The sequence below is a fragment of the Noviherbaspirillum album genome, assembly GCF_035916955.1.
Lineage (GTDB): Bacteria > Pseudomonadota > Gammaproteobacteria > Burkholderiales > Burkholderiaceae_D > Noviherbaspirillum > Noviherbaspirillum album.
This window is the reverse complement of sequence record NZ_JAWIIV010000020.1, coordinates 26290-53080: the sequence shown is the minus strand read 5'-3', so window position 1 is coordinate 53080 and position 26791 is coordinate 26290. Positions and strand designations below refer to the sequence as shown.

General features: G+C 62.3%; 19 protein-coding genes. 12 read left to right on the top strand and 7 right to left on the bottom strand.

Annotated features, from left to right (window positions below; all coding sequences use genetic code 11):
- Nucleotides 1–2 precede the first annotated feature (2 nt).
- The 4 genes from RY831_RS20950 (at nucleotide 3) to RY831_RS20935 (ending at nucleotide 7147) form a co-directional block, all read left to right on the top strand.
- Complete coding sequence (locus RY831_RS20950) at nucleotides 3–1118, top strand: efflux RND transporter periplasmic adaptor subunit (RefSeq protein ID WP_326508318.1); 1116 nt, start codon at nucleotides 3–5, stop codon at nucleotides 1116–1118.
- Nucleotides 1119–1125: 7 nt separating this feature from the next.
- Nucleotides 1126–4230 carry an efflux RND transporter permease subunit gene (locus RY831_RS20945; protein WP_326508317.1) on the top strand — a complete coding sequence of 1035 codons (3105 nt, stop codon included), beginning with the start codon at nucleotides 1126–1128 and terminating at the stop codon, nucleotides 4228–4230.
- Between the two features lie 68 nt (nucleotides 4231–4298).
- On the top strand, nucleotides 4299–4676 hold the full coding sequence (locus tag RY831_RS20940) for a hypothetical protein (RefSeq protein ID WP_326508316.1): 378 nt from the start codon (nucleotides 4299–4301) through the stop codon (nucleotides 4674–4676).
- Between the two features lie 572 nt (nucleotides 4677–5248).
- Nucleotides 5249–7147 carry a methyl-accepting chemotaxis protein gene (locus RY831_RS20935; protein ID WP_326508315.1) on the top strand — a complete coding sequence of 633 codons (1899 nt, stop codon included), beginning with the start codon at nucleotides 5249–5251 and terminating at the stop codon, nucleotides 7145–7147.
- A 519-nt stretch (nucleotides 7148–7666) separates the two neighbouring features.
- On the opposite strand, the gene RY831_RS20930 is transcribed toward RY831_RS20935, so the two are convergent.
- Nucleotides 7667–9136: a hypothetical protein gene (locus RY831_RS20930; RefSeq protein ID WP_326508314.1), complete on the bottom strand. Its 1470-nt coding sequence runs from the start codon at nucleotides 9134–9136 to the stop codon at nucleotides 7667–7669.
- Nucleotides 9137–9578: 442 nt separating this feature from the next.
- On the opposite strand from RY831_RS20930, the gene RY831_RS20925 reads away from it, so the two are divergent.
- The 3 genes from RY831_RS20925 to RY831_RS20915 all read left to right on the top strand — a co-directional run bounded on the left by RY831_RS20925 (nucleotide 9579) and on the right by RY831_RS20915 (nucleotide 13460).
- Nucleotides 9579–11048: a tyrosinase family protein gene (locus RY831_RS20925; RefSeq protein ID WP_326508313.1), complete on the top strand. Its 1470-nt coding sequence runs from the start codon at nucleotides 9579–9581 to the stop codon at nucleotides 11046–11048.
- Between the two features lie 368 nt (nucleotides 11049–11416).
- Nucleotides 11417–11650, top strand: coding sequence for a hypothetical protein (locus tag RY831_RS20920; RefSeq protein ID WP_326508312.1), 234 nt, complete (start codon nucleotides 11417–11419; stop codon nucleotides 11648–11650).
- 31 nt (nucleotides 11651–11681) lie between these two features.
- Entirely contained in the window at nucleotides 11682–13460 is a 1779-nt protein-coding gene (locus RY831_RS20915; RefSeq protein WP_326508311.1) for a phosphoethanolamine transferase, read from the top strand.
- On the opposite strand, the gene RY831_RS20910 is transcribed toward RY831_RS20915, so the two are convergent.
- A complete protein-coding gene (locus RY831_RS20910; protein ID WP_326508377.1) occupies nucleotides 13421–14950 on the bottom strand; it encodes an ABC transporter permease/substrate-binding protein in 1530 nt (509 codons plus the stop codon). The genes RY831_RS20915 and RY831_RS20910 overlap by 40 nt on opposite strands.
- A 232-nt stretch (nucleotides 14951–15182) precedes the next feature.
- Between RY831_RS20910 and RY831_RS20905 the strand changes: the two genes are divergently transcribed.
- Entirely contained in the window at nucleotides 15183–16229 is a 1047-nt protein-coding gene (locus RY831_RS20905; protein ID WP_326508310.1) for a heme-dependent oxidative N-demethylase family protein, read from the top strand.
- A 45-nt stretch (nucleotides 16230–16274) separates the two neighbouring features.
- Here RY831_RS20905 and RY831_RS20900 read toward each other — a convergent pair whose 3' ends face one another.
- On the bottom strand, nucleotides 16275–16904 hold the full coding sequence (locus RY831_RS20900) for an exopolysaccharide biosynthesis protein (protein ID WP_326508309.1): 630 nt from the start codon (nucleotides 16902–16904) through the stop codon (nucleotides 16275–16277).
- A 246-nt stretch (nucleotides 16905–17150) separates the two neighbouring features.
- On the opposite strand from RY831_RS20900, the gene RY831_RS20895 reads away from it, so the two are divergent.
- The 3 genes from RY831_RS20895 to RY831_RS20885 all read left to right on the top strand — a co-directional run bounded on the left by RY831_RS20895 (nucleotide 17151) and on the right by RY831_RS20885 (nucleotide 19546).
- On the top strand, nucleotides 17151–17624 hold the full coding sequence (locus tag RY831_RS20895) for a c-type cytochrome (protein ID WP_326508308.1): 474 nt from the start codon (nucleotides 17151–17153) through the stop codon (nucleotides 17622–17624).
- A gap of 112 nt (nucleotides 17625–17736) precedes the next feature.
- Nucleotides 17737–18177, top strand: coding sequence for a DUF1810 domain-containing protein (locus RY831_RS20890; protein ID WP_326508307.1), 441 nt, complete (start codon nucleotides 17737–17739; stop codon nucleotides 18175–18177).
- The gene (locus RY831_RS20885) at nucleotides 18107–19546 is read left to right on the top strand and encodes a sialidase family protein (RefSeq protein ID WP_326508306.1); all 1440 of its coding nucleotides are present in this window, start codon (nucleotides 18107–18109) and stop codon (nucleotides 19544–19546) included. Before RY831_RS20890 ends, RY831_RS20885 begins: the two co-directional genes overlap by 71 nt.
- A 32-nt stretch (nucleotides 19547–19578) precedes the next feature.
- On the opposite strand, the gene RY831_RS20880 is transcribed toward RY831_RS20885, so the two are convergent.
- Nucleotides 19579–20697 carry an SMP-30/gluconolactonase/LRE family protein gene (locus tag RY831_RS20880; protein ID WP_326508305.1) on the bottom strand — a complete coding sequence of 373 codons (1119 nt, stop codon included), beginning with the start codon at nucleotides 20695–20697 and terminating at the stop codon, nucleotides 19579–19581.
- Between the two features lie 337 nt (nucleotides 20698–21034).
- Here RY831_RS20880 and RY831_RS20875 point away from each other — a divergent pair, with 337 nt between their 5' ends.
- Nucleotides 21035–21970, top strand: coding sequence for a dihydrodipicolinate synthase family protein (locus RY831_RS20875; RefSeq protein WP_326508304.1), 936 nt, complete (start codon nucleotides 21035–21037; stop codon nucleotides 21968–21970).
- A gap of 37 nt (nucleotides 21971–22007) precedes the next feature.
- Here RY831_RS20875 and RY831_RS20870 read toward each other — a convergent pair whose 3' ends face one another.
- The 3 genes from RY831_RS20870 to RY831_RS20860 all read right to left on the bottom strand — a co-directional run bounded on the left by RY831_RS20870 (nucleotide 22008) and on the right by RY831_RS20860 (nucleotide 26508).
- Nucleotides 22008–23060, bottom strand: a complete 1053-nt coding sequence (locus RY831_RS20870; protein WP_326508303.1) for an RNA methyltransferase — start codon at nucleotides 23058–23060, stop codon at nucleotides 22008–22010.
- Nucleotides 23061–23330: 270 nt separating this feature from the next.
- The gene (locus tag RY831_RS20865; protein ID WP_326508302.1) at nucleotides 23331–24665 is read right to left on the bottom strand and encodes a sigma-54-dependent transcriptional regulator; all 1335 of its coding nucleotides are present in this window, start codon (nucleotides 24663–24665) and stop codon (nucleotides 23331–23333) included.
- A complete protein-coding gene (locus RY831_RS20860) occupies nucleotides 24652–26508 on the bottom strand; it encodes a sensor histidine kinase (RefSeq protein ID WP_326508301.1) in 1857 nt (618 codons plus the stop codon). The genes RY831_RS20865 and RY831_RS20860 overlap by 14 nt, the downstream gene beginning before the upstream one ends.
- Nucleotides 26509–26791 lie beyond the last annotated feature (283 nt).

The following is a 26791-nucleotide window of genomic DNA, read 5'->3' as shown; positions in this document are numbered from 1 at the left end:
ACATGAACAAGTTCTCCCATTTTGCTTTCGGTCTGATTGCGGCCGGGCTGATGTCGGCTGCCCTGGCCGGTCCCGGCGCGCATGGCCCGAACGGCGAGCACCTGGACGCTCCCGCTGCCGTCAACGCCACGGGCCTCGCGCGACTGCCCGACGGCAGCATCAACGTGCCCAAGCTGGCGCAGCGCCGGATGGGGCTGCGCACGGTGGTCGTTCATGCAGCCGAGCATCCGATGACCGCTGAATTGAACGGCCGGGTGGGCATCGATCCCAATGCCGGCGGCCGCGTGCAGGCGTCTTTCGCCGGCCGCGTCGAGCCGGGGCCAAAGGGACTGCCGGTCGCGGGCCAGCGTGTGGAAAAGGGCCAAGTGCTATTGCATGTCCGGCCGGTGGCGGCCGCCATCGAACGTGGCAATCAGCAGGCGCAGTTGGTGGAAATTCAGGTCAGCCGCCGTCTTGCCGAGCAAAAGGTCAAGCGCCTGGAATCGCTGGAAGGAAGCGTGCCCCGCAAGGAAATCGAGGCGGCACGCGCAGAGCTCGCCAGCCTTGCCGGCCGTGAAAAAGCCGTTGCAGGCACCATCGTCGGCAATGAAGCCATCACTGCCCCTGCGTCGGGAATCATTGCCGCGGCCAATGTGTTGAACGGGCAGATCGTCGACGCTCGGGATGTGCTGTTCGACATCGTCGATCCGAACCGGATGATGGTCGAGGCCGTGGCCAACGAACCATCGCTGGCGGTTCGGGTGGAGTCGGCCACCCTTGCGGACATTCCAGGCGTTGAACTGACTTTCATCGGCGGCGGCCGCAGCCTGCGCGACGGAGCGGTGCCCCTGAACTTCCGTGCGAGCGCCAAGGACGCTGCATTGGCGGTCGGCCAGCCGGTCACCGTCGTGGCGAAGCTCAAGGATACGGTCAAAGGGTTTGCCGTGCCTGCCCAGGCGGTCGTGCGCAATCCGTCCAACGAACACGTCGTCTGGATCAAGGCCGGGGCGGAACGCTTCATTGCCCAGCCGGTCGAGACGCGACCGCTGGATGCGGAGCGCGTCGTCGTGGTCAAGGGACTGGCCCCGGACAATCGCGTGGTGGTCTCGGGCGCGGCCCTCATCAACCAGATTCGATAGGACGTCTATGTTCAACTGGATAGTCCGTTCGAGTCTGTCAAACAGGCTGCTGGTGCTGGCGGCCGCTGCGATTCTCGTCGTGTACGGCTTATTCATGGCCGGGCGCACTCCGGTCGACGTCTTCCCGGATCTGAACAAGCCGCTGGTGACCGTGATGACCGAAGCCGGGGGCATGGCTCCGGAAGAAGTCGAGCAGCTTGTCTCCTTTCCTTTGGAGACCGCGCTGAACGGCATGCCCGGAGTTACGCGGGTCCGTTCGGTGTCCGGAGTCGGCTTGTCGATTGTGTACGCCGAGTTCGACTGGAATACGGACATTTACCGCAACCGCCAGCTGGTCGCGGAGCGGTTGACGCTGGTCAGGGAGCAGCTGCCGGCGAGCATTACCCCCGTCATGGGCCCGGTGTCGTCGATCATGGGCGAGATCATGCTCATCGCCCTGCCTATCGACGTATCGAAGGCAAGTCCGATGCAGGCACGCGAGTACGCCGACTTCGTGCTTCGTCCCCGGCTGCTGTCGATCCCGGGGGTATCTCAAGTCATTCCGATCGGTGGAGAGGTTCGCCAGCTTCGGGTCGAACCCGATACTGCCCGCATGGCGCAGTTCGACGTAACGCTGGACCAGATTTCGAATGCATTGCAAGGCTTCGCTGCCAATACCAGCGGCGGCTTCATCGACCTCAATGCCCGCGAGTACCTGATTCGCAACCTGGGGCGCACCACGCGCCTGGAAGATGTGAAGGGCATGGCGGTGGCCTTTCGCAATGGAACGCCGGTACTGCTGGAACAGGTCGCCTCGGTTCGCTATGCGCCGGCATTCAAGCGGGGTGACGCCGGCATGAATGGCAAGCCGGCCGTCATCGTCAGCGTGCAGAAACAGCCTGCCGCCGATACGGTCGAGCTTACCGGGGAAATCGGGAGGGCACTCGGCGAACTCAAGCAGGGCCTGCCCGCCGGTCTGTCCGCGCCGGAAATCCTGTTCCGCCAGGCCGACTTCATCGAGGCGTCCATTGGCAATGTGATCGAGGCGCTGCGCGATGGCGCCATCATGGTCGCCATCGTCCTGTTTGCCTTCCTGCTGAACTTCCGCACCACGGCCATTTCACTGCTGGCGATTCCACTCTCGCTGGCCGTTACCGCAGTGGTATTCCACCTGCTGGGCCAGTCGATCAATGTGATGACCCTCGGCGGCCTGGCCATTGCCATCGGCGAGCTGGTGGACGACGCCGTGGTGGACGTGGAAAACATCTTGCGCCGGCTGAAGCAGCGCCAGGGCGACGCGAACCCGGCCTCCCTGCTGCATACCATCTGGCATGCATCGGTGGAGGTCCGCTCGGGCATCGTCTATGCCACCATCATCGTGGTACTGGTGTTTGTCCCCTTGTTTGCCCTGCCCGGTATCGAGGGACGCCTGTTTGCGCCTCTTGGCGTTGCTTATATCGTTTCCATACTGGCATCGATGCTGGTCTCCATGACGGTCACCCCCGTACTGTCGTATTTCCTGTTGCCGAACATGAAGCAGCTGGGCCACGGCGACAGTCCGCTTGTCCGCAAGCTCAAGGCTTGGGACAGCAAGGCGCTGGAGTGGTCTTTCCCGCGCGCGAAACCCATCCTCGCGGCTGCCGCGCTGGGAGTTGCCGTCGCTGCGGCGACCGTGCCGTTCTTCCCGCGCGCCTTTCTGCCGTCGTTCAACGAAGGCTCGCTGGTAATGGGCATGACCTTCACCCCGGGCACTTCGCTTGCGGAGGCCAACCGCATGGGAGCGCTCGCCGAGACGCTCATCCGGGAAGTGCCGGAAGTGTCCCGGGTCGGGCGCCGCGCAGGCCGGGCCGAGCTGGATGAACATGCGGAAGGTGTCCATTCATCGGAGATCGACATCGACCTCAAGCGCTCCGGGCGCGATAGGGAACAAGTGATGGCCGACCTGCGCGCAAGGATGGCGGTCATCCCTGCCTCGGTCGCTATCGGCCAGCCGATTTCGCACCGTCTCGACCATCTGCTATCCGGCGTACGCGCGCAGATCGCCGTGAAAATCTATGGCGATGATCTCGACACCCTGCGTGGACTAGCCGAGGGACTGCGGGGCAAACTTGCAGGCGTTCCGGGACTCGTCGATCTCTCGGTGGAACGCCAGGTGCTCATTCCTCAGATCAAGGTGCGCATCGATTACCGCAAGGCGGCACAGGTTGGCCTTCCGCCGGGGCAGGTTCTCAAGACACTCGAGACCCTCTCCGAAGGAGAGCGCGTAGCGCAGGTCGTGGATGGACCGCGGCGGTTCGACCTGATGGTGCGCCTGCCGGACCAGGGCCGCTCGCCGCGGGACCTGTCACGCGTCATGCTCGACAGTCCGGCCGGCCGGATACCTCTCTCCGCCATCGCAACGGTCGAGGAAAGCGACGGCCCGAACCAGATTGGCCGGGAGAACGGCCGGCGGCGCATCATCGTCTATGCCAATACCGATGGTTCCGACATGTCCCGCGTCGTCGCCGACATCCGCGAGGCGGTCGCCGCGACCCGGCTGCCGGGGAGCTATTTCGTCAGCATCGAAGGCCAGTTCCAGGCGCAGGAGCAGGCGACCCGGCTGATGACCGGATTGTCGCTGGTCTCGCTGGCGATGATTTTCCTGGTGCTTTACTCGCGCTACAAGTCCTCTGTGCTTGCACTGGTCATCATGGGCAACATTCCGTTCGCCCTGATCGGCAGCGTGATCGCGATGTGGATTGCCGGCGTCTCGCTGTCGGTGGCGTCCATGGTCGGCTTCATCACCCTGACCGGCATTGCGACCCGTAACGGCATCCTGAAGATCAGCCACTACATCAACCTGTGCAAGTTCGAGGGCGAAGCCTTCGGCACGCAGATGATCATCCGCGGATCGCTCGAACGGCTCACGCCCGTGCTGATGACCGCCCTCGTTGCAGCCTTCGCGCTGGTGCCGCTCCTTCTCGCCGCCGATGCGCCGGGCAAGGAAATCCTGCACCCGGTGGCCGTCGTGATCTTTGGCGGCCTGATCAGCTCGACGCTGCTCGACACCTTGCTCACTCCGCTGATCTTCTGGCTGGTCGGCCGCGGGCCGCTCGAACGCATCGTCGCGGGCAAGACGCAGGAAGCGTATTGAAATTGAAGATGGGCTGATGCAGCGGCGCCCGATACACAGCCGCTGCCAAATATTGAATGGAGCAAGCAATGAAAAATTTGTTGGCCTTTTTCGCAATGCCGGTTGCCGTTGCAATGTCCGGCCAGGCATTGGCGCATGGCGAAGCAGCCAGGCATGGCGGTATCGTGCGGGAATCGAGCAACGGCGTCAGCCTCGAGCTGGTGAACAAGGATGGAACAGCGACGATATATGTGGATGACCACGGCAAGCCGGTGCCGACCGAAGGTGCGTCGGGCAAGCTGACCGTACTCAATGGCGCACAAAAGACGGAGCTTCCGCTCGAGTCGGCCGGTGACAATAAGCTCGTGGCCAGGGGCGATGCAAAGCTGGGTGCCGGTGCCAAGGCCATTGCTGCGGTAACGCTGGCTGACAAAAAGACGGTCTCCGTCCGGTTCGCAATCAAGTGAGCCGGGAGGAAGATGGCGAGCGGCGAGCTGAGCAAATGAAGGGCGTAAATGCAATGGGCCACGCCATGACTATTACGAAGCGGCCCCGGTGTATGTTCCTGTTTATCCGCCTGCAGGCAGGACTCCGGAATCACCATCAACGTAATGTTAAGAATTCCTTGAGCCGCTGGCCGCTCCCTCGATAATCGCTACCGGCTTCCACTTCCCGCTTCATCATTCCTTCCATGCACTGACTGCCGACGGGGATTAGGTAGTCGCTCTATTAACGGTTAATCCTATAACCGCGGGTCGGTTAAGCCCGCAAACCGGGAGTCGCGCCGGATGGCCCGGCATGCACCTGCATATGAAAATCGCGCCGCTTGGCGCGATTTTCATATACGCATCCTTATAGTGGATATCACGCAACATTGCAGATATCAAACTGAGCGCACGGTATACCTACAGCAATTGCTTGGGCAAGATATGTAAAGATTTCTTTACGCAAAATGTTGCTTGTCTGCTGACGGTTCTTTTTCAAATTGACCAAGTCAATCAAGTTCGCCAAGTCAATCAAGTCCACCAAGGGGTCCCTCGTGCGCTTCATAAGCCGTCTCTCGATCAAGCAGAAACTTTTGTTCAGCATGGCCCTGTGCCTGATGCTGTTTGCCCTGGTATCTTCCGTCCTGAGCATTACGCTGACCGGTAGCAATGCCAAGGACCGCGTCGTAAGCCAGGAGCTGCCAGCCGTGGTTGGCGAAATCCGCAACGACATCCTGCGCCATATCGCGCAACCCCTGGCGACTTCGCAAGCGATCGCCAACAACAGCTTTCTGCAGCAATGGGAACAGCAGGGCCTGGATGAAACAGGCCTGGAAGGCTGGAAGCGCTATGCCGCCCAGATGAAGGAAAAGAACAAGGCGGCTTCCATTTTCTGGGTATCGGGCGCGACCGGCAAATACTTCACCGACGCCGGCCTCAACCGCACGCTCGACAAGGCCGCCGCCGGCGACCAGTGGCTCTACGGTTTTCTGGCGAGCGGAAAAGCGTACACGCTCGATATCGACAAGGATGCCGGCGCGGACAAATACATGTTGTTCATCAATGTCCGCGCCGATGCCGCTCCGGACAAGCAGGTCGTGGCCGGGCTGGGCCTGTCGGTCGATGCGCTGGCCGATGCCATCCGCGCCTATCGCGTCGGGGAATCCGGATTCGTCTACCTGGTGCGCGCCGATGGCAGCTATCTCATCCATCGCGATTCCGCACTCGCCGACGGCAAGCACTTTCTCAAGGACAGCCCGGGCTTCACGGCCGAGCTGAGCCAGCAGCTCCTCGGCGGCAAGCAGTTCGCCCATGCCACCTATGAAGCCGACGGTACCCGTTTCGTCGCGTCGTCCTTTGTCCCCGAATTGAACCTCTATGTCGTTGCCGAAGTACCGGAAGCCGAAGTGCTCGGACATGTCGCCCGTTCGGCTACGATCTCGGCGGTAGTGGCAGCGGTGGTCGGCGGCGGACTTGGTTTGCTGATGATTTTCTTCATCAGCCGCGCCATCGCCGCGCCGGTCAGCCGCGCCGCCAGGATGCTCGGCGAAATCGCGGACGGCAACGGCGATCTCAGCCGCCGCATGGTCGTGGAATCAGAAGACGAGATCGGCGAGCTGGCAGGCGGATTCAACCGCTTCGTCTCGTCGCTCAACAGGACCGTGGGAGAAATACGCAGCAGCTCACAGACCATTGCGGCCGCGACGACCCAGATCGCGGCGGGCAACATGGACCTGTCATCGCGTACCGAAGCCCAGGCATCGAGCCTGGAGGAAACCGCGTCGGCGATGGAAGAATTGACCGCGACGGTGAAGCAGAATGCGGAAAGCGCGATACAGGCCAACCGGCTGGCGCTGGAAGCGTCCAGCCAGGCGACCAAGGGCGGACAGGTCGTCGGCCAGGTGGTGCAGACCATGGGGTCGATCAAGGACAGCTCGCGCAAGATCGTCGACATCATCGGCGTGATCGATGGCATCGCCTTCCAGACCAACATCCTCGCGCTCAATGCGGCGGTGGAGGCGGCGCGTGCCGGCGAGCAGGGCCGGGGTTTCGCGGTCGTGGCTTCCGAGGTGCGGACCCTTGCGCAGCGTTCGGCGCAGGCGGCCAGGGAAATCAAGGGCTTGATCGACGATTCGGTGGTAAAGGTGGAAGCCGGCAGCACGCTGGTCGATGAAGCCGGCCTGACCATGGAACAGATCGTCGCCTCCGTCAGGAACGTGACCGACATCATGAGCGAGATCAGCACGGCCAGCCATGAGCAAAGCGATGGCATCGGCCAGGTCAACCTGGCGATCACGCAGATGGACAGCGCGACGCAGAAAAATGCGGCGCTCGTGGAAGAGGCGGCCGCCGCAGCCCAGTCGCTGCAGGACCAGGCCGCCAATCTGGCCCGCGTGGTCAGCGTCTTCAAGCTGGATGAATCCCAGGCGGGCGCTGTACAGCGGTTGCGCTAGATAACGGTCCAGACCACCCGGCAAAACAATCAGCAAAAAAGTTAGCAACGCATGCTGCACCGGCTCCGTGGCCGGAGCAGCATGCGTTTTCGTTTCAGGCCCTGCAGTGAAGATGGCCTGGCGGCACGCTGGTGTCGCAAGCGGAGTTGGGGCGTCGGAAAAAGCGTACACAACCCCTTGACAGGATTCGGAAAGCAGGAGTTGTGCACATGGAAAAATGTCATGAACGATGCACGGATAATTTGCGCCTGCTCTAATGCCTGCTTCGGGAAGCGGTTTCTAAGTCATTGATTTTTATCACTTCCTTGTTTTGCTCAAGAAATAGGCAATCTATTCGGAACCGCATGAATGCGAGGTTTTTTCGCCGCTTTTCGGACTTACCCACAAAGTTTTCCACAGGGAATGTGGATTAAAGGAAAAACGCTTTTGCAACAAAGGTTTACAGGAAACCTTTACCCCCGTTCGGGTTTTTCCTACAGTCAATTCAGTACCCGCATGACACCCGTCCGGCGGTCGTTTTCAACCGGACTCCGCCACCCTGGCAAGTGGAGTCTGCACCCCGAGTTGCAGTGAACCCGGTAACGGCATCGGCAGGTCGAGATACGTCCGCATGTTCCCGGCATAGGCAAGATAGGAAAAGCGGTGCGGCGTCTTCTTCCGGCTGAACAGCGCATCCTCGGCATCGTTCCAGACGAGCAGCATGCCGTGCGGATGGTGGCGGCCGGAATGGTGGTCGTCCACCGCCACGGCGCCCATCCCCAGTTCGCGCAGGCCGAGCCGGCTAGATCCCACATTAAGCAGGTCGGGCATGTCGCCGACGGCCAGGGTCAGGGTGAGCGTGTTCCCCCGGGCATCGATGCGCGAATCGGCGAGCGCCGGATTGTCGCCGATGAAGCGCCTGATCCTGGCGGCAGCCGACTCCAGCGCGGCAGCATCGCCGAAGGCATAGCTGTATTGCGGCACCATCGCGGTCTTGCACTCGGCCGCCGCCGTCCCGGCAACCGCGGCGAGAAACCGCATCGGATTGTCGATGCGGTAGAAGCAGCGCTCGCTGCTCACCTGGCGCTGCTCGAGTTGTTCGTTCGCGCACTGTCCCATCGAGGAGACCAGAACGAGTATGCGATTCGTCCTTGCGCAAAACGCGCTGAGCCGGTTCAGGTACCGGTCCATCAGGGCGACTGCATCGAGGATCTCGTTGCGGTAACGCCGGCACCAGGCCTCATCGTAGAGGCGTTCGGCATAGTCGTTGGGGAACAGCGCATACCAGTAGCGGTGCTGCGCCGCCGCGATGTGATTGGTGAAAAATATTCCGATGTCTGGGTCGTGCGTGCGCATCAGCCGCAGGAACATGCTTGCCAGCGGCGGAAACTGCATGTTGCGCATGCGTTCCCGGGAGCGCATGAGCGCAGGCAGGGCGCGAAGAGATTCGCCCAGGCTGAATGCATCGACGCCATAGCGTCCCGGCATGGCCGCCGCGCGGGCCGCCATGTGCAGCAGGTCGGCTGCGCGCAGGCTGGCGACACGTCCGCTGCCGCGCGTTAACCGGAGGTTCGTCTCCTGGAAATGGCGGTAACCGGCAGGAAGGGTATCGCTGTCGGAGGCAAAGCAGTCGGGCACCAGGAATGCGTAGCGGGCTTCGGCGGCGAGCTCGGACAGCGGCGAGGAGTGCAGCACGTTGACCAGCCCGACGCGCTTGCCCCGGCATGCGGCCTGGTGCCACCAGAATTGCTGCCGGTCCGGTTTCGGATCGTTGTACCAGTGGATGCCATGCCGCTCGTACGGCAGGCCGGTGTTCAGCGAGGCCCAGGTCTGGGATGGATAAAGCTCGTCCTCGCCGACGTCGTCCGCCACCGTTTGAAAGAGTTTTCCCTGCATGAGAAGGCGGGCGATGGTCGATTCCGGATGCCGGTCCGCATAGGTTCGCCAGACCTTGAGCGGCACTTCGTTGGTCTCGATGACGCACAGCTTTCTAGTCGCGCGGCGTATCACGGTTCCACCTCCTGCACGAGTAGGGACGTGCCTGACGGTTGATCGGGTCTCGGACGGCTTGGTGTGAATGCGGATGCTGGTGTCCCGCCATCCGGCAACGGATGCGGCTGAGCGGCATGTCTATTCTTTTTCGTCGTTGCCGCTAGCTTCTTTTACCGTTTGCAATCGCAGGCGATTTGATTTCGATCAGCCTTGCCGCGACATCTTCGGAAATGAAGGGCTTTGGCCGACGACAAGCATGGCGGGACTGCACCATAAGTGCTCACAGATCGAGGCTGTCGATTAAATGCATCGGCATTAATCGACATGCCAGATATGTGAAATGCATGTATTTAGATACATCAAATAATGGTTGAAATTATCTTCGATTCCTTGTGCGATAGCCGTATAAACAGTGAGCCGCCCCCCACTCGCCGACTCACCGACTCACCGAAGGATCGCCATGGAAACCCAACACATCAGCAGAAGACGTTTCGTCAAGGGAGCCTTTTCCGCCATCGCCATCGCCGCGCTGCCCGCGCGTTCGGCGCTCGCCCAGAGTACGATCTGGACTCGCCTCGAATGGCAGCAGTTCAGGTCAAGTCCGCAGTACGCTTCCTTCCTCGATGCGATCAGGCTCATGCGAGCCAATAACAATGCCGCCGATCCGTCGAGCTGGCGTTACTGGACCGACCTCCACATGAATGCCGGCCTGCACGGCGTGCCGTATTTTCTCAGCTGGCACCGTGCCTACATTCACCACTTCGAGCAGCGCTTGCGCACCGTATCGGGCAACAGCCAGCTCACGCTGCCTTACTGGGATTATTACAAGAACCCCAATGTGCCCGCCGAATTCACCGATCCTTCCTCGAACAACCCGCTATACGTCAACCGCGTCAACACCAATGTCTACGATTCGCTGACGCTTGCGCCCTTCCAGGCCAGCATCGTTAACTTCCAGCGCGGCACCAGCAATGCATTCGAGGTGCTGCTCGAATGGGGTCCGCATAATCCGGTGCACAACATCATCGGCGGCTACATGGCCGGCATGGATGCATCGATGGATCCGATTTTCTGGCTGCATCATTGCAACATCGACCGGCTCTGGCATGCCTGGGCCCTGCCCGATGGCAAGAACATGCCCTGGTACACCGACCCCTACTGGAGCGGGTCGTTCAACTTCGGGTCCGGCATGTCCACGCAGCGCGACCGCACCTATCACATCAACTGGATGAATTATCACTATGACGATCTGACGCGGCCTTCGACCTTTCCGCCGCGGGCGGAGGCGGCACGCATGGTGCGCGTGCAGATGCAGACCGGGCGGGGCTCCCGCCGGCCGGCGGCAGGCGCCTTCACGCCGGCCGGACCGAGGGACCTGGGCGGCGGCCGGCGTTCGCTCGGTGGAGCGCGAAACATCTCGCTGGCCGACGTATCGACCACCGTGCAGGTGCCGATCGAAGCCGCGGGCCGGCAGCAGCTGCAGTCCGCCCTTGCGCGCGGCGCCGGTGCGGCGGCGTCCGGCGGCAACGGGCAATACAGGTCGGTGCGGGTTGCGCTCGAGAGCGTGAGAATGAACGGCCAGGCGCGCAACGGCGGCTTCTATTACAACGTCTATGCCAATCTGCCCGAAGACTATGATGCCGAGTCGGCTCAGCTTCGCAACCTGCTGGGCGTGATCGGGCCGTTCGAGATCGCGGCCGCGGAACACCACGGCGGCGGCAACATGAGCTTCCCGGCAACCGGCGTGCTCGCCGGTCCGGCGGCATCGGATGCGCGCGAGGTCAGCATTTCGCTGGTACGGGTGGGCGGCCGCGCGGTACAGCGCGGGCAATCGATTTCCATCGGCGAAATTCGTGTCGAGTTGTCCACGGAAGAGCCGAACCAGGACGGCAACTTCATCCGCAAGCCGGCGTCGGCCTGCTATTGCTGAGGCTTTCGCAGGACGGGCCGGAGCGCGAATGCATCCGGCCCGGCAGGAATCAGCGCATCTTCCAGGACAGGCAAAGCTATTGCCTTGGCCTCTTAGCGTCTTAGCCTCTCATCCGGCGTGTACTACGCATAAGCAACACCCGCGGCTTGGTGCCGGCATCCTTCCCCGTAATCCGTTTTCATCTTGGTCCTGCAAGCATGCCCGGTGTGCAAGCTGAGCCGCGCACTTGCCATCATGCCGCCTGCCGCCTGTCTCAATCTCTTCCATAGAGCAATAATCGCTGCACTGCAATGCATGCGGGCACGCGAATTGTTTTTCGCCGCGGGTGTCTACTCTGTTAATTCCGATTAATTTGTAGAGGAGAATGCATGTTCATCGAGATTGGCAACGGCTGGCATATCAACCTGGCTCACGTGGCGAAAGTCCACGTGGTGGACCAGGGCGGGATCGGCACCACGCTGAAACTGTATTCCCTGACCAACGACCACCTCGGCGATTTCAATCCGAGCAGCCCGGAAGAACTGATGCGGGTGCTGAATCTCATTCATTCCTATGGCAAGACCCCGACACCGGAAATCGGCACGCTCACCATTCTCGGTTAACGATGTTCCTGAAAGCATACGCAGCCATTGCATGACGCAGGTACCGGCTTCCGGCGAGATGACGCAGGGCGCCCCGGGCGGTAGCGGGCTTTATCATTTCAGATCGCCGGTCACGTTCTCGCTGACCGCCGCCGTCTTCTTCCTCGCGGTCTTCAACATGCGGTTCTGGCAGGAGATGGTCGCCGTCTTCTGGCAGGGCCGGATTGCAGATGCGCTCTTCCTGCTGTTGCTGGCGCTCGTGCTTGTCTTCGGCTATGCCGCCGCGCTGCTGCTGCTGCCCGGCCGCAGCCTGCTCAAGGGGACGGTCATTTTCCTGTTTCCTGTCTGCGCGATGGCTTCCTTCTGCGCCGACAGCTTCGGGTTGGCCATCGACCAGGAAATGATACGCAGCCTGATGGAGACCAATCGCAGGGAAGCGGTCGGTCTCGTCAGTCCGAGCCTGCTGCTCTATGCGGTCGGCCTTGGCGTGTTGCCCCTGTTCCTGGTAGGGCGGGCAAGCATGGCGGCAATGAACCTGCGCCGCCACCTGCTGCACCGTGCGGTATTCCTGATGTGCGGACTGGCCTTGATCGCGCTGGCCTGGACCGCGTTTCCATCGCGCCTGGAAACCATGCATCGCCATGCCCATCTTCGCTATCTGTCCGTGCCCGGCGCTGCGGTTGATGGCGCCGCCCGTTTTGCCGCCGCGGCGGTTGCAGGCCCGCCGATCGAGCAGGTGGCGGAGCCGGGCGGCATGCCTCACCGGGTGCATCTGGAAGGGCAAGCGAACGGTGCCAAGCCGCTCCTGATGTTCCTTGTGGTCGGCGAAACCGCGCGGCATGGGAACTTCCAGCTCGGAGGATATGCCCGGCCCACCAATCCCCGCCTGAGCCGGCTCGATCACCTCTACTATTTCAGCGACGTCACATCCTGCGGAACGACGACGGCGATTTCGCTGCCCTGCATGTTTTCCCATCTTGGCCGTGACGCCTTCAGCCTGACACAGGCAAGGCGCCATGCAAATGTACTGGATACGCTGGCGAAGGCCGGCGTCAGAATCGAGTGGCGTGACAACAATGCCGGCAGCAAGGGCGTTAGCGCCCGCATCAAGACCGTCCAATTCCGCCAGCGCAATTCGGCTTCGCTTTGCGATGTCGAATCCTGCCTGGACGAGATCCTGCTGTCCGGGCTGGAACCGCGGCTCCGCGAGTCCGCAGGCGACACGCTGATCGCTTTCCATCAGATGGGCAGCCATGGCCCCGCCTACCACAAGCGTTATCCGCAGTCGGCCGAAACCTTCGCGCCGGTGTGCCGCACCAATGAACTGACTCGCTGCAGCCAGGAAGAAGTCCGCAATGCCTATGACAACACCATTGTCTATACCGACCGGCTGCTGGCTGAAAAGATCGCGCTCCTGAAGAGCCTTTCAGATCGCTTCGACACTCTCCTTCTGTATGTATCCGACCATGGCGAATCGCTGGGCGAGAACGGCATTCACCTGCATGGCGCGCCCTACGAGCTTGCACCGGAAGAACAGAAAAGGATTCCTTTCATCATCTGGTTGTCGGATGGTTACCGGGACCGCTTCGGCATGGACACCTCCTGCATGCGGCGGCAGTCATCGAAATCCTACAGCCATGACAATCTGTACCACACGCTGCAAGGCGCAATGGCAACCAGGAACGCGCTCTACCGTTCCGAGCTCGACATGCTCGCTGCTTGCCGTGGCAAAGCTCCGCCGGCGCCCGTGGAGCAGATGGCTTCCATGGGCGCGGAGCGTGCCGGGCAAGGTCAGCCGCCTGAAGCTTCCGTGGCCGCAGGACGTGAGTGAACGCGCCGGCATGCATGCTCGGCCAGGTCGAACAGCCACTGCGTGAGCAGCGCAAGCACCGCGGCCGGAATGGCGCCGGCGAGCAGCATGGTGTTGTCGTTCAGGGCCAGGCCGGTGGCAATTCTTTCGCCGTAGCCGCCGGCGCCGATGAAGGCGGCGATGGTGGCCGTACCCACGTTGACCACCGCAGCCGTCTTCACGCCGGCGAGGATGACGGGCATGCACAGCGGCAGGTCGATATGCAGCAGGCGCTGGCGGCGCGACAGCCCCAGCGCCAGCGCCGCCTGCCGCAGACCGGCGGGGACCTGCTGCAGGCCGATGCAGGTGTTGCGCACGATGGGCAGCAGTGCATACAGGAAGAGTGCGATCAGCGCGGGCAGCATGCCGATCGTACCGAGCACCGGGATCAGCATGGCGAGCAGGGCTAGCGAGGGAATGGTCTGCAATACGCCGACGACGGCCATGATTGCATGCCGCAGCACAGGCACCGATGCGGCAGCGATGCCGAGCGGGATGCCGATCAGGACCGCCACGCCTACCGACGCGGCCACCAGGAACACGTGCTGGCGGGTCAGGCGCCAGAGATTGCCGTCGAACAGCCGGCCGTGCAGGCCGATGGAGGTTTCGGCTTTTATCCCGGCAGACATCGGCGCATCCGGGCTTGCATTCGCCGCTGCCTGTCCGCCGGCGAGAAAGTCGCCCGCAATGGCTGCGAAGCTCTTGCCCTGGAGTTCCGCGGCCGCGTTCATCCGTATCATGTCCTCGGCCCGGATGCGGTTTTGCAGCGCCTGAATCGCCCGCCACGCTTCGGGAAAGCGCCGCTCGACGTCGAGCCGGTAGAGGAGCACCGCATCGTAGCGGGGAAAATAGTCGAGGTCGTCGTCCAGCACCCGCAGGCCAAGCTGTTCGATCTTTGCATCCGTCGCATAGATGTCGATCACATCCACGTGGCCTTGCGACAGGGCATCGTAGGCGATTCCGTGATCCATGCCGCGCGTGGAATGGCCGAGCGCGTAGCGCCGCGACAAGCCTGGCCAGCCATCGGCGCGGCCAAGGAATTCATGCGACAGGCCCAGCCGCAGCTGCGGATGCTTTCCCAGATCGCTCAAGGCGCGGATGCCCAGCCGCTTCGCATCGTCGGCGCGCATGGCGAGCGCATAGCTGTTGTTGAAGCCGAGCGGCACGCCGATGCCGATGCCGAGTTCGGCCAGCCGCCCGCGGGCTTCCTCGGCGGGCACGGATGCATCCTGCTTCAGGATTTCGCGCTCGATGGTGCCTGTGTATTCGGGATAGATATCGATGCTCCCTGTACGCAATGCCTCGAACACGATGGCCGTGTTGCCCAGGCCTTGCCTGTGCTCGACGGGCGCATGGGATGCAGCGGCCCGCGCCACGATTTCACCAAGGATGTAGGATTCGGTAAAGCGCTTCGAACCTGATTTCAGCGTGTCGGCCGACCAGGCGCTGCAGCAGAGGAAAACAAGCGGCATGCCGGTGATGAGGAAGAGACGGAAAGCATGAAGGCAACGAGACCAGTGCGCACGGAACATGCTTGACTGGCTCGCGAAGGAAAGGCGTGAAGGGTTTTTTCCGGTTTGCATGCGGCGGTATCCTGCGACAGGGAAAGCTTCTTCATTATGGCGGAGATCGCGGGCATCGCCTTGTGCAATGCCCGTCCCCGGCGGACGGAGCAATGAAAACGGAAACAAGGAGCGGAAGAGCATGACGCTGCATGGCGTATATCCGGACTGGCTGGCCACAAGCGCGACGCTGGCAGAAAGCTTGCGGGCTGATGACATGGTGCGCTTCCGCGCCGTTCCCCGCACCGTGATGATCAACGCCTGGCCGGAAGACCTGGAATGGCTGCTGGTCGACCGCACCTATCCGGAGCAGATCCGATACCGATATCAGCTGCTGCGGAGCCGGCCGGAGCATGTCGTGGACCGCCTCGCCGGCGAGGCGGTGCGGCAGGCCGAACTGGAACTGCGCGATGACGTGGCGGCCTATCTGCTGCAGACCTATCCCGCATACTTCCAGCGCGACGGCGATCTCATCCTGTCGCCGCTGACCGGACTGGCCATCGATGTCGGCCCGCGCGGCGCCGACCCGATGACGGCCGTGGCGCTGCTGGCCAGCGAAGACATGCTGTTGCTGCTGCCGGCGCCGCGGGAAGGCGGTGCGGCATACGTCCTGCAGTCGGGTGCGCTGCTGTTTCCGAACGGATGGTCATTGCGCAGCCGGTTCGACGATGCGGTGCCGCCAGGCGATCTGGAGGCATGGCATGAGAAGCGGCGGCGCAGCGAGCGGGCGGCCCGGCTCGGCAAGACGCCCTATGAAATCCACGACGGCCACGTGCGGCATTACATCGAGCAATTCGCGGGCCGCGTCGACAGATTCTTCACGCAAATGCAGCCCGGCATGCGGACCTGGCGGCGTAACTGGGGCATGAAACCGGATGGCGAGCTATTCCTGCATCCGGACGTCATCCAGGAACCGCCCGCTGCATTCAGTGCGGATGACTGGGGGGAACACGGTTACCTGCGGTCCGAGCATGAAACCTTTGCGAAGCTGCCGCGTTCGGGCGCCGTCGTATTCGGCATCAAGACTTATCTGTGGAAGCTGAGCGAACTGGTAGGCAATCCCATGGCGCTGGAGGCCCTGCTCGCCGCAAGCGACAACCTGGCGCCGGCGATGGTCGAATACAGGGCGGAAAGCCTGCCTGCCTTCAGGGAATTCCTTGAACGTCATCGGCCGCAGCCGCCAACCTGAAATCCGGAATTCCGAACCGCGATTACGTGATGGCGCGATGCCTCTTCAGCGCGTGAAATGATCCCAGGCCTGCTTCAGCATCATGCCTCCGCCTGCGATCAACAGCGCGAAATACACAATGGACAGCACGTTGGCAGCATGTCCGAGCAGGATGCACAGTCCGTCGCGCTGCAGCAGGCCGACGGCCAGGCACAGCAGCGCCAGCGCCGGCAGGGTATTGCTGAACGGAATCATGCCGAACGGCGCCATCAGCAGGACCGCGCCGAGGATCAGTGCGGCATTGTTCAAGAGCTGCCATGACTTGCCCGAAGCCAGCCAGACCATGCGCTGCGAGCGGCTGACATGCTCCAGGCGATGCAGCCATTTCAACGCCCGCTGCAGCACCGGCCGCAGTTTTTCCGTGGAAATCTCGCGCTCGCGAAAGGATTGCGGCAGCCAGAGATTGCGTCCGAACAGGCGGCTGACGGCAATCAGCAGGATGGCGGCGCCGAATACGGTGCTGACGCCGGGAATCGAAACGGGAATGATGAAGACCAGCGACAGCAATGCGATCAGTATCATCAACCCGTCCTGGCCGACCAGATCCAGCAGATGACTCAAGGTCACCCCGGTTGGCGGCAGCTTTTCGATAATGGCACCCAGCCTCTGGCTGAGAGGTTCTCCCTGTTCTGACATACTGGCTCCTGAAACCATGAAAGGCAAGCCGCCTGCAACTGGAAATCCGTGTGGGATGCAGGCGGCTTGCGACCGGGCATATTGTATCCATCGCAGCCCCCGGGCCAAAGCCGTTGCATCAAATAAAATGCTGGTTGCTCATGCAGGACATTGCCAATTCCAGTCGACGACAGCTTCGTAAGGGGGTGGGACGTATCTGCAAAAAGCATCCCGCATCTCGCTAAACCGATTCAATATCCAGCAAGCATGAAAAGAAAGCTCATCGTTTCCGGCATCGCGATCCTGTCCATCTTCGCCGCAGCCAGCCTTTTTCTGCTTCCGGGTGGAAAGGCTCAAGCCTTTATTGATCCGTCGGATGCCTCGCTGGTCGCACGCGGGAGGAGCGTCTACGCCTCGCACTGCGCCGCCTGCCACGGCGCCAGGCTTGAAGGCCAGCCCGACTGGCGCACTCGCCTGTCCAACGGGCGGCTGCCGGCCCCGCCTCATGATGCATCGGGCCATACCTGGCACCATCCGGACAACGTGCTGGTCGACATCACCAGGAACGGCCTGGTGCCGGGGAAGACCGCGCCGGAAGGCTACCAGAGCGACATGCCGGCGTATGCGGGCCTGCTTTCGGACGAAGAGATCACGGCGGTGTTGGCCTATATCAAGAGCCACTGGCCTCCGGAATTGCTAGAGCTGCAAAGGAAGGTCACGCTCGAACCGGGTGGCGGATAACCGGATCGGCTGCATCTCGCGCCAACTTTTTCCGTGCCCGGCGTTCCAACTGGCGTATGGGTTTCAGATTGAAAAAGCAGGCAAGAGCGTAAGCGATTCCATAGGCAATGCCATGAACGAACCCCGGGGCGACCCCTACAAGCTGCAGCGCTTCGTCCAAGCGCAGGAAGATGTGTATGCCGATGTCCTCGAGGAACTGCGGCAGGGACGCAAGCGTACGCACTGGATGTGGTTCATCTTTCCGCAGATCGCGGGCCTCGGACACAGCGCCATGGCGCAAAAGTATGCGATCGGTTCGCTCGACGAAGCGCGCGCCTATCTGTCACATCCGCTGCTGGGCGCGCGGCTACGGGAGTGCTGCCGGCTGACGCTGGGCATCAAGGGCAGGTCGATCGAAGAGATTTTCGGCTACCCCGATCATTTGAAATTCCATTCCTCAGTCACCCTGTTCGCACATGCTGCGGGAGAGAACGATGTGTTCGATGCTTGCCTCTCTGAATTCTTCGGCGCTGCCGCTGACAGCAGCACGCTGGCCCTGTTTCCGCCTGGGTGAATGCAAGGCATTCGTCCTAAGCTGCATCATCGCCTGCCTGGCGCCAGGCGCCGCTGCCTCGTCTTCAAAAGCGGCGGAGATGGAAGTCGCCTGGCGGGATAGCGTAGCTGTGGCGGAAGGCGGCGGCGAGAAGGGCCCCTGGCAGCAGAACGATTCCCGATACAGCTATGTCGACGATGCGACGGTCAGTCTGGACCCGCAGGGCAATGCCGCGGTGGCCTGGGTCGACCAGGCACGCAAGGATGTGTTCTTCCGGCTCATCCCGGCCGCCGGTACAAAGGCGGAGGAGGGGGCTTCCGTGAACGTCTCGCGCAGCGCCTCGACCTTTTCCTGGCTGCCCCGCATCGAGCGCGCGCCGGATGCGCCGCACAGGATTTACGTGCTGTGGCAGGAAATCATCTTTTCCGGCGGCTCGCACGGCGGCGACATGCTGATCGCGCGCTCCGAAGACAACGGCGTTTCGTTCTCGCCGCCGCTCAACGTCTCGGAATCCATCGGCGGCGACGGCAAGGGGAGGATCAATTCCAAGGTCTGGCACAACGGCAGCCAGGACCTGGTGGCGGGGCCCGGCGGCCTGCTCTACTTCGCCTGGACCGAATACGACGGCATGCTCTGGTTCAGCCGCTCGAACGATGGGGGCCGCAGTTTCACCCGGCCGCAGCGCATCGCAGGCGGCGGCCAGGCGCGGCCGGTGCGCGCGCCGTCGCTGGCGCTTGCCGAAGATGGCGCAGTCTACTTGGCATGGACCACCGGCGAGGATGATGGCGCCGACATCCATGTCGCGAAGTCGGTCGACGGCGGCGAGTCGTTCGGCGCGCCGGTGATCGTTGCGCCGACCGATCGCTACGCCGACGCGCCGAAGCTGGCGGCGGGGCCCGGCGGCGTGCTGCATCTGGCCTATGCGCAGAGCGAGGGCGGTCCTTTCGCCCGACATGCGATCCGCTATACGCAATCCAGCGATGGCGGACGCAGCTTCCGTGCGCCGATGGAAGTCGCGGCGCCAGCGACAACCCCAACCTCAATGACAGGGCGAGGGAAGAGCCTGCATTTTCCCTCGCTCGCGCTGGACGGGCTGGGCCGCGTGATGATCGTGTACGAGCAGTTTCCCGATGTCCGCAGAGATCCGCGCGGGCTCGGATTCGTCCTGTCGTCGGACGGCGGCCGCAGTTTTTCCGCGCCAATGCCGGTGCCCCACAGCGCCGATCCCAAAGGCGGCACCAACGGCAGCCACCAGGGCAGGCTGATGGAAAAGCTTGCCCTGGATCGCGACGGCCGCATCGCCGTCGCCAATACCAGCCTGCTGCAAGGCAGGCAAAGCCGGGCATGGCTGATCCGGGGACAACTGGTGCCGGCGCGGCGGGAAAAATAAGCGCGCCGGAGTCGTGTTCCCGGGCTGCGGCTCTATACCGCGCCGTGCGCCTCCACGTAAAGCGCGTACAGAGAATGCGAGCTGGCCATGTACAGGCGGTTGCGCTTGGGACCGCCAAAGGCGAGATTGGCACAGCGCTCGGGCAGGCGGATGAAGCCAATCGGCTTGCCATCCTTGTTGAATACCTTCACGCCGTCGAATTCCTCGGATTTTCCGAGCGGCAGATGGGCGCGCAGGCCGCCGCCGACATCGGTCGCCTCCGGCTGGAACGCGCCGGTGAAACCCCAGCCGCACCACAGGTTGCCGTCGCGGTCCACGCGGAAGCCGTCCAGCGCGCCTGGGCCATCGGCGTCGATGAGCTTTGTCTTGTTTCCCACCGTGCCGTCGTCATTGACGTCAAAACTCCAGATGCTGCGGTTGGGCGTGCCCTTCCACTCCACCACGTACAGTTTCTTCTCGTCCGGTGAAAATGCGAGGCCATTGGGATTGACCAGGTCGCGGATCACGGCGCTGATCTTTCCGTCCTTGGCGATGCGATAGACATTGGTCGTTTCCTGTTCCGGCTTGGCCCGTTCGCCTTCCCATTCGCCATTGATGCCGAACAGCGGATCGGTGAACCAGACGGAATCGTCCGACTTGACCACCACATCGTTGGGCGCGTTGAGGCGCTTGCCTTCGAAGCGGTCCGCCAGCACGGTGATCTTTCCATCCTTTTCGTTGCGCACCACCCGGCGCGTCACCGAATGCTCGCAAGTGACGAGCCGGCCCTGGCGGTCGCGCGCATTGCCATTGGCGTAATTCACGTTTTCCTTGTGCACGGAGAACTTGCTGGTCGCTTCGTCGAACTTCATCAGGCGATTGTTCGGAATATCGCTCAGCAGCAGGTAGCCCGGCTTGCCCGGCGTGGCGTTCGGGAAGTACGCCGGCCCTTCCGCCCAGCGCATGCCGCTGCCGAGCTGTTCGACGGTGCTGCTGTAGATCCGGTATTTGGCGAAGCTCGGATCGAGGATGAGTACCGACGGATCGGGATAGCGCTGGTTCGGCTTGAATTCGAAGGATTGTCCAAATGCGTTGCCGCCGAGCGCCAGCAATCCGGTGCTGGAGGCGGCCTTGAGGAAACTGCGTCGTTTGCTGTTCAGACTGCTGGTCATGCCTTGTCTCCTGGTTGGACGAGCGAATGATCGGATGTTGTTGTGGCACATGGGATCGGCGATGTCATCGATATCATTGAATGCCGCCATGCTTGCATGCGGTGAACCTTGCTGATTAAGCTTTTCATGGGTGCCGCAAGGACGCGAGAAACGAGGCCAGCAATTTTCAAGGCAATGGTAGCGGTACCAACAAGATGTGTCAATGACAACTAAACCGGCTTTGTTCGTGGAGGTACCGTGCGCTGCAGGAGCGGCGCTCGAGAGGCACAATGACCAATGGACGGCATCATGAGAGTCATGCCGCATATTTCCCCCTCCTCAGCGACAAGGAACCGATATGAAAGCATTGGACGCATCCGCCAAAGGCGTGTACCTCATCGCCGTCACGCCGTTCAGGGACAACGGGGACCTCGACCTCGACAGCACCGACCGCATGGTCGACTTCTACCTGGAGAAGGGGGCCACAGGGCTGACCATACTGGGCATCATGGGCGAAGCCACCAAGCTGACCGCCGACGAATCCCGCATTTTCGTCAGTCGGGTACTGGCGCGCGTCGGCAGCCGGGTACCCGTGATTGTCGGCGCGTCCGCGCCGGGATTTGCACCGATGCGCGAGCTGACGGCCAGCGTAATGGACATGGGCGCCTCCGGCGTGATGGTGGCGCCACCCTCGACGGTGCGCACCGATGACCAGATCGCCGCTTATTTCGACATGGTCAATGAAACCCTTGGGCCGGATGTTCCCTGGTGCCTGCAGGACCATCCGGTATCGACCGGTGTACAGATGTCGGCTGGCGTCATTCTGCGCATCCTCAAGCATTCTCCGGCCTGCGTGATGCTCAAGCATGAAGACATGCCCGGCCTGGCCAAGCTTTCCGCAATCCGGGCGGCGGGCGACCGGGGCGAAACCCGGCGCATCTCCATCCTGACCGGCAACGGTGGAGGCCTGTTCCTGCCGGAGGAATTGACGCGCGGTGCCGACGGCGCAATGACCGGATTCGCCTATCCGGAAATGATGGTCGGGGTGGTGGATGCGCATGCGGCTGGTGACATCGAACGGGCGCACGACATCTTCGACGCTTATCTGCCGCTGGCGCGCTATGAGCAGCAGCCCAATATCGGCCTGGCGGTCCGCAAGCACATCATGGCCGAGCGCGGCGTGATCGCCTCGGCGGCTGTGCGCAAGCCGGGACCCAAGCTGTCGGCAGCCGACATTGCCGATATCGAGCGGCTGACAAGGCGGCAGGAAAGGCGGCTGCGCGAAATCCAGTGAGCTCTGCCGGGCCGGGAAAGCGCGGCATGGCGAAGGATTACATGCGCCGCAGCATCACAGCCTGCGGCTTTTGTGGTTCCGCCTGCGGCTTCAAGGCCTCCGCCCGCGAACGCAGCTGTCCGCAGCCGCCATCGACTTCCTGGGCCGCTGAATCGCGCAGCTTGGTCAGCACGCCGTGCTGGTGCAGCCAGCGCGCGATGCCGCGCGCCTTGTCCCAGGAGGGGCGCTTGTAGGGAAGGTCGGGATTGGTGTTGTAGGGAATCATGTTGAGGACCGCGAACTTACCCTTGAGCAGTGCCACGATGCCATGCAGTTCGTCCTCGCCGTCATTGACGCCTTCCAGCAGGGTCCACTGGTATTGCACCGGATAGGCAGTCAAGCGGGCGTATTCCTCGCTCAGGTCGACCAGCTCCCTCGGCGTCAGGCGCGGGGCGCGCGGCAGCAGATGCTGCCGCAGGTCGGGTCTGGTCGTGTGCAGCGACAGTGCGAGAGCCGGCTTGACCGCGCCTTGCGGCAGTCTTTCGAATACGCGCGGATCGCCCACTGTCGAAAACACCAGGTTCTTGTGCCCGAGATTGCCTTCGGTTCCAAGAAGATCGATGGCTTCCATCACGTTGTCCAGGTTGTGCGCGGGTTCGCCCATGCCCATGAACACGACTTTCTTCACCGCGCGCTGGCTGCGCCCGAGCGCCACCTGGGCAAGGATTTCACCGCTTGTCAGCTGGCGCAGCAGGCCGTCGCGTCCGGTCATGCAGAACCGGCAGCCGACTGCGCATCCCAGCTGACTGGACACGCACAGTCCGCCGCGCGGCAGGAGAACGCTTTCCGCAGTCTGGCCGTCGGCAAGGCCGACCAGCAGGCGAGCCGAACCGTCGTCCGCCGGATGCGTGGAAAGCAGGCGCGCCATGCCGCGCAACTCGGCATCGATCTCCGGTAGCGCGTCGCGTACCGGTTGCGGCAGGAAATCCTTGGGACGGCGGCGGCCATGATCATATGGCCGTGCCTGCAGCCAGTCGCGCAGCACGCGCTGTTCATGGGTGGGTTTGGCGCCAAGCGCGCGCAGGCGCTCGCGGATGCGTTCGATTTGCATGGTGAATGGTGAAGGCAGGCAGTCTTGAGCCGCGCCGAAAAGCGATCCGGCATTGTCCGCCCTTGGCGGTCATTTTCCAAGGCGAAAAAAAACCCGCAGGCTTTGCAGCTTGCGGGTTCAATCCAATTCAAGAAGAGTTGGAGGAGACAGGGGCTACTTTAATGCAGTGCATCATAGTTGTCTTCTTTATTTTCGTAATAAGTGGTATGTGATTTAGTTATATGGGTCAGAAATCGCCGCAGTACAAGGTATTTGCCGGACGTAATTGATTCATACGGTACTGACATTGAGCTTTTTCAATTTGTCGTACAGGGTTTTCTTCGGGATTCCAAGATGCTGAGCGGTGGCGGCGACGTTGCCCGCGTGATCAGCCAGCGCCTGTGATATCAGCAATCTTTCATAGGCATCAACCTGTTGTGGAAGGGTAAGACCACCCGCAGCGCTAATCTCCGGCGACTGAGGCGTGTGTTCGTTGCGCCCGATGACGCCAAGCACCAGCCGGTCGGCGAAATTGCGCAGCTCGCGCACATTGCCCGGCCAGTCCCGTGCCTGCCATTGCGCCATCTCCGCGCCCGTCCATGCCGGCACCGGCCGCTGAAAACGCATCGCCGCGCCTTCCAGGAAATGGGCCAGCAGCAGTGGAATGTCTTCGCGCCGTTCCGCCAGGCGCGGCAAATCGATGCTGACCACGCCGATGCGATAGTACAGATCTTCGCGGAATTTTCCTTCCGCGCCGAGCGCCAGCAGATCGGCCTTGCTGGCGGCGATGACGCGGCAGTCGATGTCGATCGGCACATTGGCGCCGAGACGTTCCAGCCTGCGCTCCTGCAGTACGCGAAGCAGCTTTACCTGCAGCGACAAGGGCATGGTCTCGATTTCGTCGAGAAATACGGTGCCGCCGTTGGCGTACTCGAGCTTGCCGATGCGGCGTTTCTGGGCACTGGTGAATGCCCCGGCCTCGTGGCCGAAGATCTCGCTTTCGAATACCGTTTCGGGAAGCGCGCCGCAATTGAGCGCGACGAACGGTCCCTTGCGCCCGCTGGCCGCATGCAGCTGCCGTGCGACGACTTCCTTGCCGGTGCCGGTCTGGCCATTGATCAGCACGTCGACCGACGTGGGGCCGATCGACCGGATCATCATGCGCACCCTTTCGATCGCGGCCGATTCGCCGATCAGCGCCGGCATGTCGGGATGCGATGACCAGGCCGCCTTCAGGCGCCGGTTTTCCAGGACCAGCCGCCGCTTTTCCTGCGCACGCCGCACGCTCTCCATCAGGCGTTCCGCCGCGAAGGGCTTTTCGATGAAATCGTAGGCCCCTGCCCGCATGGCATCCACCGCCATGTCGACGTCGCCGTGGCCGGTAATGACGATGACCGGAAGATCGGTATCCATGGCCGTCAGCCGGGCAAGCAGGTCGAGGCCGGACGAGCCGGGCAGCCTGACGTCCGTAATGACCACGCCGGGGAAGCCTGGATGGATCGCGGACAAGGCCTGCTCCGCATCTTCGAAGGCCTGCACCTGGAAGCCGCCGAGCTCCAGGGTTTGCGCGGTGGCGAGGCGCACCGCGTATTCATCCTCCACGAGAATCGCTTCAAGCGCTGACAAATTGGCTCCCGTCCTGTTGTGAAATGGTTGGTTGCAGCGGCAGCCGCACGATGAATTCCGCACCGCCCTCGCTTCCCTGGTGTCCGTCACTCCAGTTCTGCGCACTCAGCTGACCGTTCATCGCCTGCACGATGGAGGAGGAAATGGCGAGCCCCAGTCCAAGCCCCTTGCCGGACGGCTTGGTGGTGAAAAACGGTTCGAACAGATGTTCCGCCACCTCTGCGGGTATGCCTGGTCCGGAATCGCGAATGCGCACGACCGCGTCGCCGTCTTCCCGGCGCAAGCTTACGAATATTTCCCGCCGAGGCGTGCCGTCCACCGCATCGAGTGCGTTGCGCAGCAGGTTGATCAAAACCTGTTCGGTCCGCACCATGTCGCCGGCGACGATGATGTTTTCCGCGATGTCGGTGCTCAGGCTGGCGCCATGCCGCTTGAATTCATTATTGAGAAGCATGACCGATGCCGCAATGGCGCTGCCCAGGTCGACGCGCGAGACATGGTCGTGGGTCTTGCGGGCGAAGCCCTTGAGCTGGCCGATGATGGCGCCCATCCTGGCGCTCGCGGCGCTGATCTGCCCGAGATTGTCCTGTGCCCTGTCCGGCTGGCCGCGGCCGAGGAAAGTCACGGCATTGTCGGCGAAGGCGCGGATCGCCGCCAGCGGCTGGTTGAGTTCATGCGTGATGCCGGCGGCCATCTGTCCCAGCATGGCCAGCTTGCCGGCCTGAACCAGCTCGTCCTGCGTATTGCGCAACAGGTGTTCGGTTTCCTGCAGCTTCGTGAACTTGTGTTCGAGGTCCCGGTTCGCTTCCAGCAGTTCAGCGGTGCGCTGGCCGATCCTGCGTTCCAGCTCCTCCGCCGCCTGCTGCAATGCGCGGCGCGATTCGAGCCGCTCTTCGATGCGGCGCCGGCGCTGATGGATCGCCATCAGGGAAAGGGCCGCGATCCCGATCACCAGCGCGGCGGACAGTGCCGCATAGCTCGCGGCCCGGTGTACGCGCGCCATGGAAGGAAACAGCATGAGTTGCCAGCGAAGACGGCCGACCTGTTTTCCGACGTGCGGACCGAAGCCGGCGACAGCGGTCTTGGGCAGGGAGGAAATCGGGGCGATCGACTTTCCCGCGTATTGCCGAGTGCCTGCGAGATCGTCTTGCGCCGCCTTGTCCAGCGGCGCGATGCTGTGATAGCGCCAGGCTTCCCTGTTGCTGAGGAAGACGACGCCGCTGCGGTCCACCAGCGCTAGCGGGTCTTCGCTGCTGCGCCAGGTCTGCTCGAACTCCGACAGGCTGATCTTCACGGCGATGACGCCTATAGGCTCGCCGGAACGTACCGCAGGAGTGGCATAGACCGGCTGCGCGATGAAATAACCCGGTTCGCTGGTGGCATTGCCGATGCCGTAGAAATGGCCGGATTGACCCGCGAAAGCATCTTGAAAATACGGGCGGAAGGCAAAGTTGCGGCCGATGAAGGTGAGGGGTTCGTTCCAGTTGCTCGCGGCTAGCGTATCGCCGTCGCGGTTCATCAGGTAGATGGCGCTGACCTTGGCCTGCCGTTGTATCACTTCCAGCGTTCCATTCAGATCGGCCAGGGATTGCGCAGATCCCGGATGCTGCAAGGCCTTGACGACTTCCGGATGAAAGCTCAGCGTGAAAGGCAGCGTTTCGTAGCGTTCCAGCAGTGACTCGAGATCGACCGCGATGATGTGCAGCTGCCGCTCAGCCGCCGACCGGATATCGTCGCTTGCCCTGTCCCTTGCCACCAGGTACACGGTCCAGATCAGCAACCCGGCGGCGATGGCGGCGAAGACGGCAAGCGCAATCAGCACTTTCTGTTTAGCGAATCTCATGGTTTTTGCGATGCGTCGCTGTCGGCGGTTGGACGTGAAATGGATGGCCCGCGGGCACGGCACTTCCCGGCGAGCCAACCAATACTAGCCGATTTCCAGCCGCATTCGTATCGCGTGTTGGCTGTCTACGCGGTGAGAGGGGCAGCAAGCCTCCGGACATGCGGTTATTCAGACATCGGCCCGGCAGTCAGTCTGAAAAACCGCACGAGAACGCCGCCGCTTGTACGATGTCGCCGCTTAATGCCCATTGAAATCAATGGCTTAGGGAATTGTCTCGGCTGGC

Bases quoted from the DNA above. Each gene is read 5' to 3' on its own strand.
- RY831_RS20860 (WP_326508301.1), bottom strand. From the start codon at position 26,508: ATGAGATTCGCTAAACAGAAAGTGCTGATTGCGCTTGCCGTCTTCGCC.
- RY831_RS20920 (WP_326508312.1), top strand. From the start codon at position 11,417: ATGTTCATCGAGATTGGCAACGGCTGGCATATCAACCTGGCTCACGTG.
- RY831_RS20905 (WP_326508310.1), top strand. From the start codon at position 15,183: ATGACGCTGCATGGCGTATATCCGGACTGGCTGGCCACAAGCGCGACG.
- RY831_RS20870 (WP_326508303.1), bottom strand. From the start codon at position 23,060: ATGCAAATCGAACGCATCCGCGAGCGCCTGCGCGCGCTTGGCGCCAAA.
- RY831_RS20915 (WP_326508311.1), top strand. From the start codon at position 11,682: ATGACGCAGGTACCGGCTTCCGGCGAGATGACGCAGGGCGCCCCGGGC.
- RY831_RS20945 (WP_326508317.1), top strand. From the start codon at position 1,126: ATGTTCAACTGGATAGTCCGTTCGAGTCTGTCAAACAGGCTGCTGGTG.
- RY831_RS20900 (WP_326508309.1), bottom strand. From the start codon at position 16,904: ATGTCAGAACAGGGAGAACCTCTCAGCCAGAGGCTGGGTGCCATTATC.
- RY831_RS20950 (WP_326508318.1), top strand. From the start codon at position 3: ATGAACAAGTTCTCCCATTTTGCTTTCGGTCTGATTGCGGCCGGGCTG.
- RY831_RS20880 (WP_326508305.1), bottom strand. From the start codon at position 20,697: ATGACCAGCAGTCTGAACAGCAAACGACGCAGTTTCCTCAAGGCCGCC.
- RY831_RS20875 (WP_326508304.1), top strand. From the start codon at position 21,035: ATGAAAGCATTGGACGCATCCGCCAAAGGCGTGTACCTCATCGCCGTC.
- RY831_RS20910 (WP_326508377.1), bottom strand. From the start codon at position 14,950: ATGCCGCTTGTTTTCCTCTGCTGCAGCGCCTGGTCGGCCGACACGCTG.
- RY831_RS20890 (WP_326508307.1), top strand. From the start codon at position 17,737: ATGAACGAACCCCGGGGCGACCCCTACAAGCTGCAGCGCTTCGTCCAA.
- RY831_RS20940 (WP_326508316.1), top strand. From the start codon at position 4,299: ATGAAAAATTTGTTGGCCTTTTTCGCAATGCCGGTTGCCGTTGCAATG.
- RY831_RS20885 (WP_326508306.1), top strand. From the start codon at position 18,107: ATGCTTGCCTCTCTGAATTCTTCGGCGCTGCCGCTGACAGCAGCACGC.
- RY831_RS20895 (WP_326508308.1), top strand. From the start codon at position 17,151: ATGAAAAGAAAGCTCATCGTTTCCGGCATCGCGATCCTGTCCATCTTC.
- RY831_RS20925 (WP_326508313.1), top strand. From the start codon at position 9,579: ATGGAAACCCAACACATCAGCAGAAGACGTTTCGTCAAGGGAGCCTTT.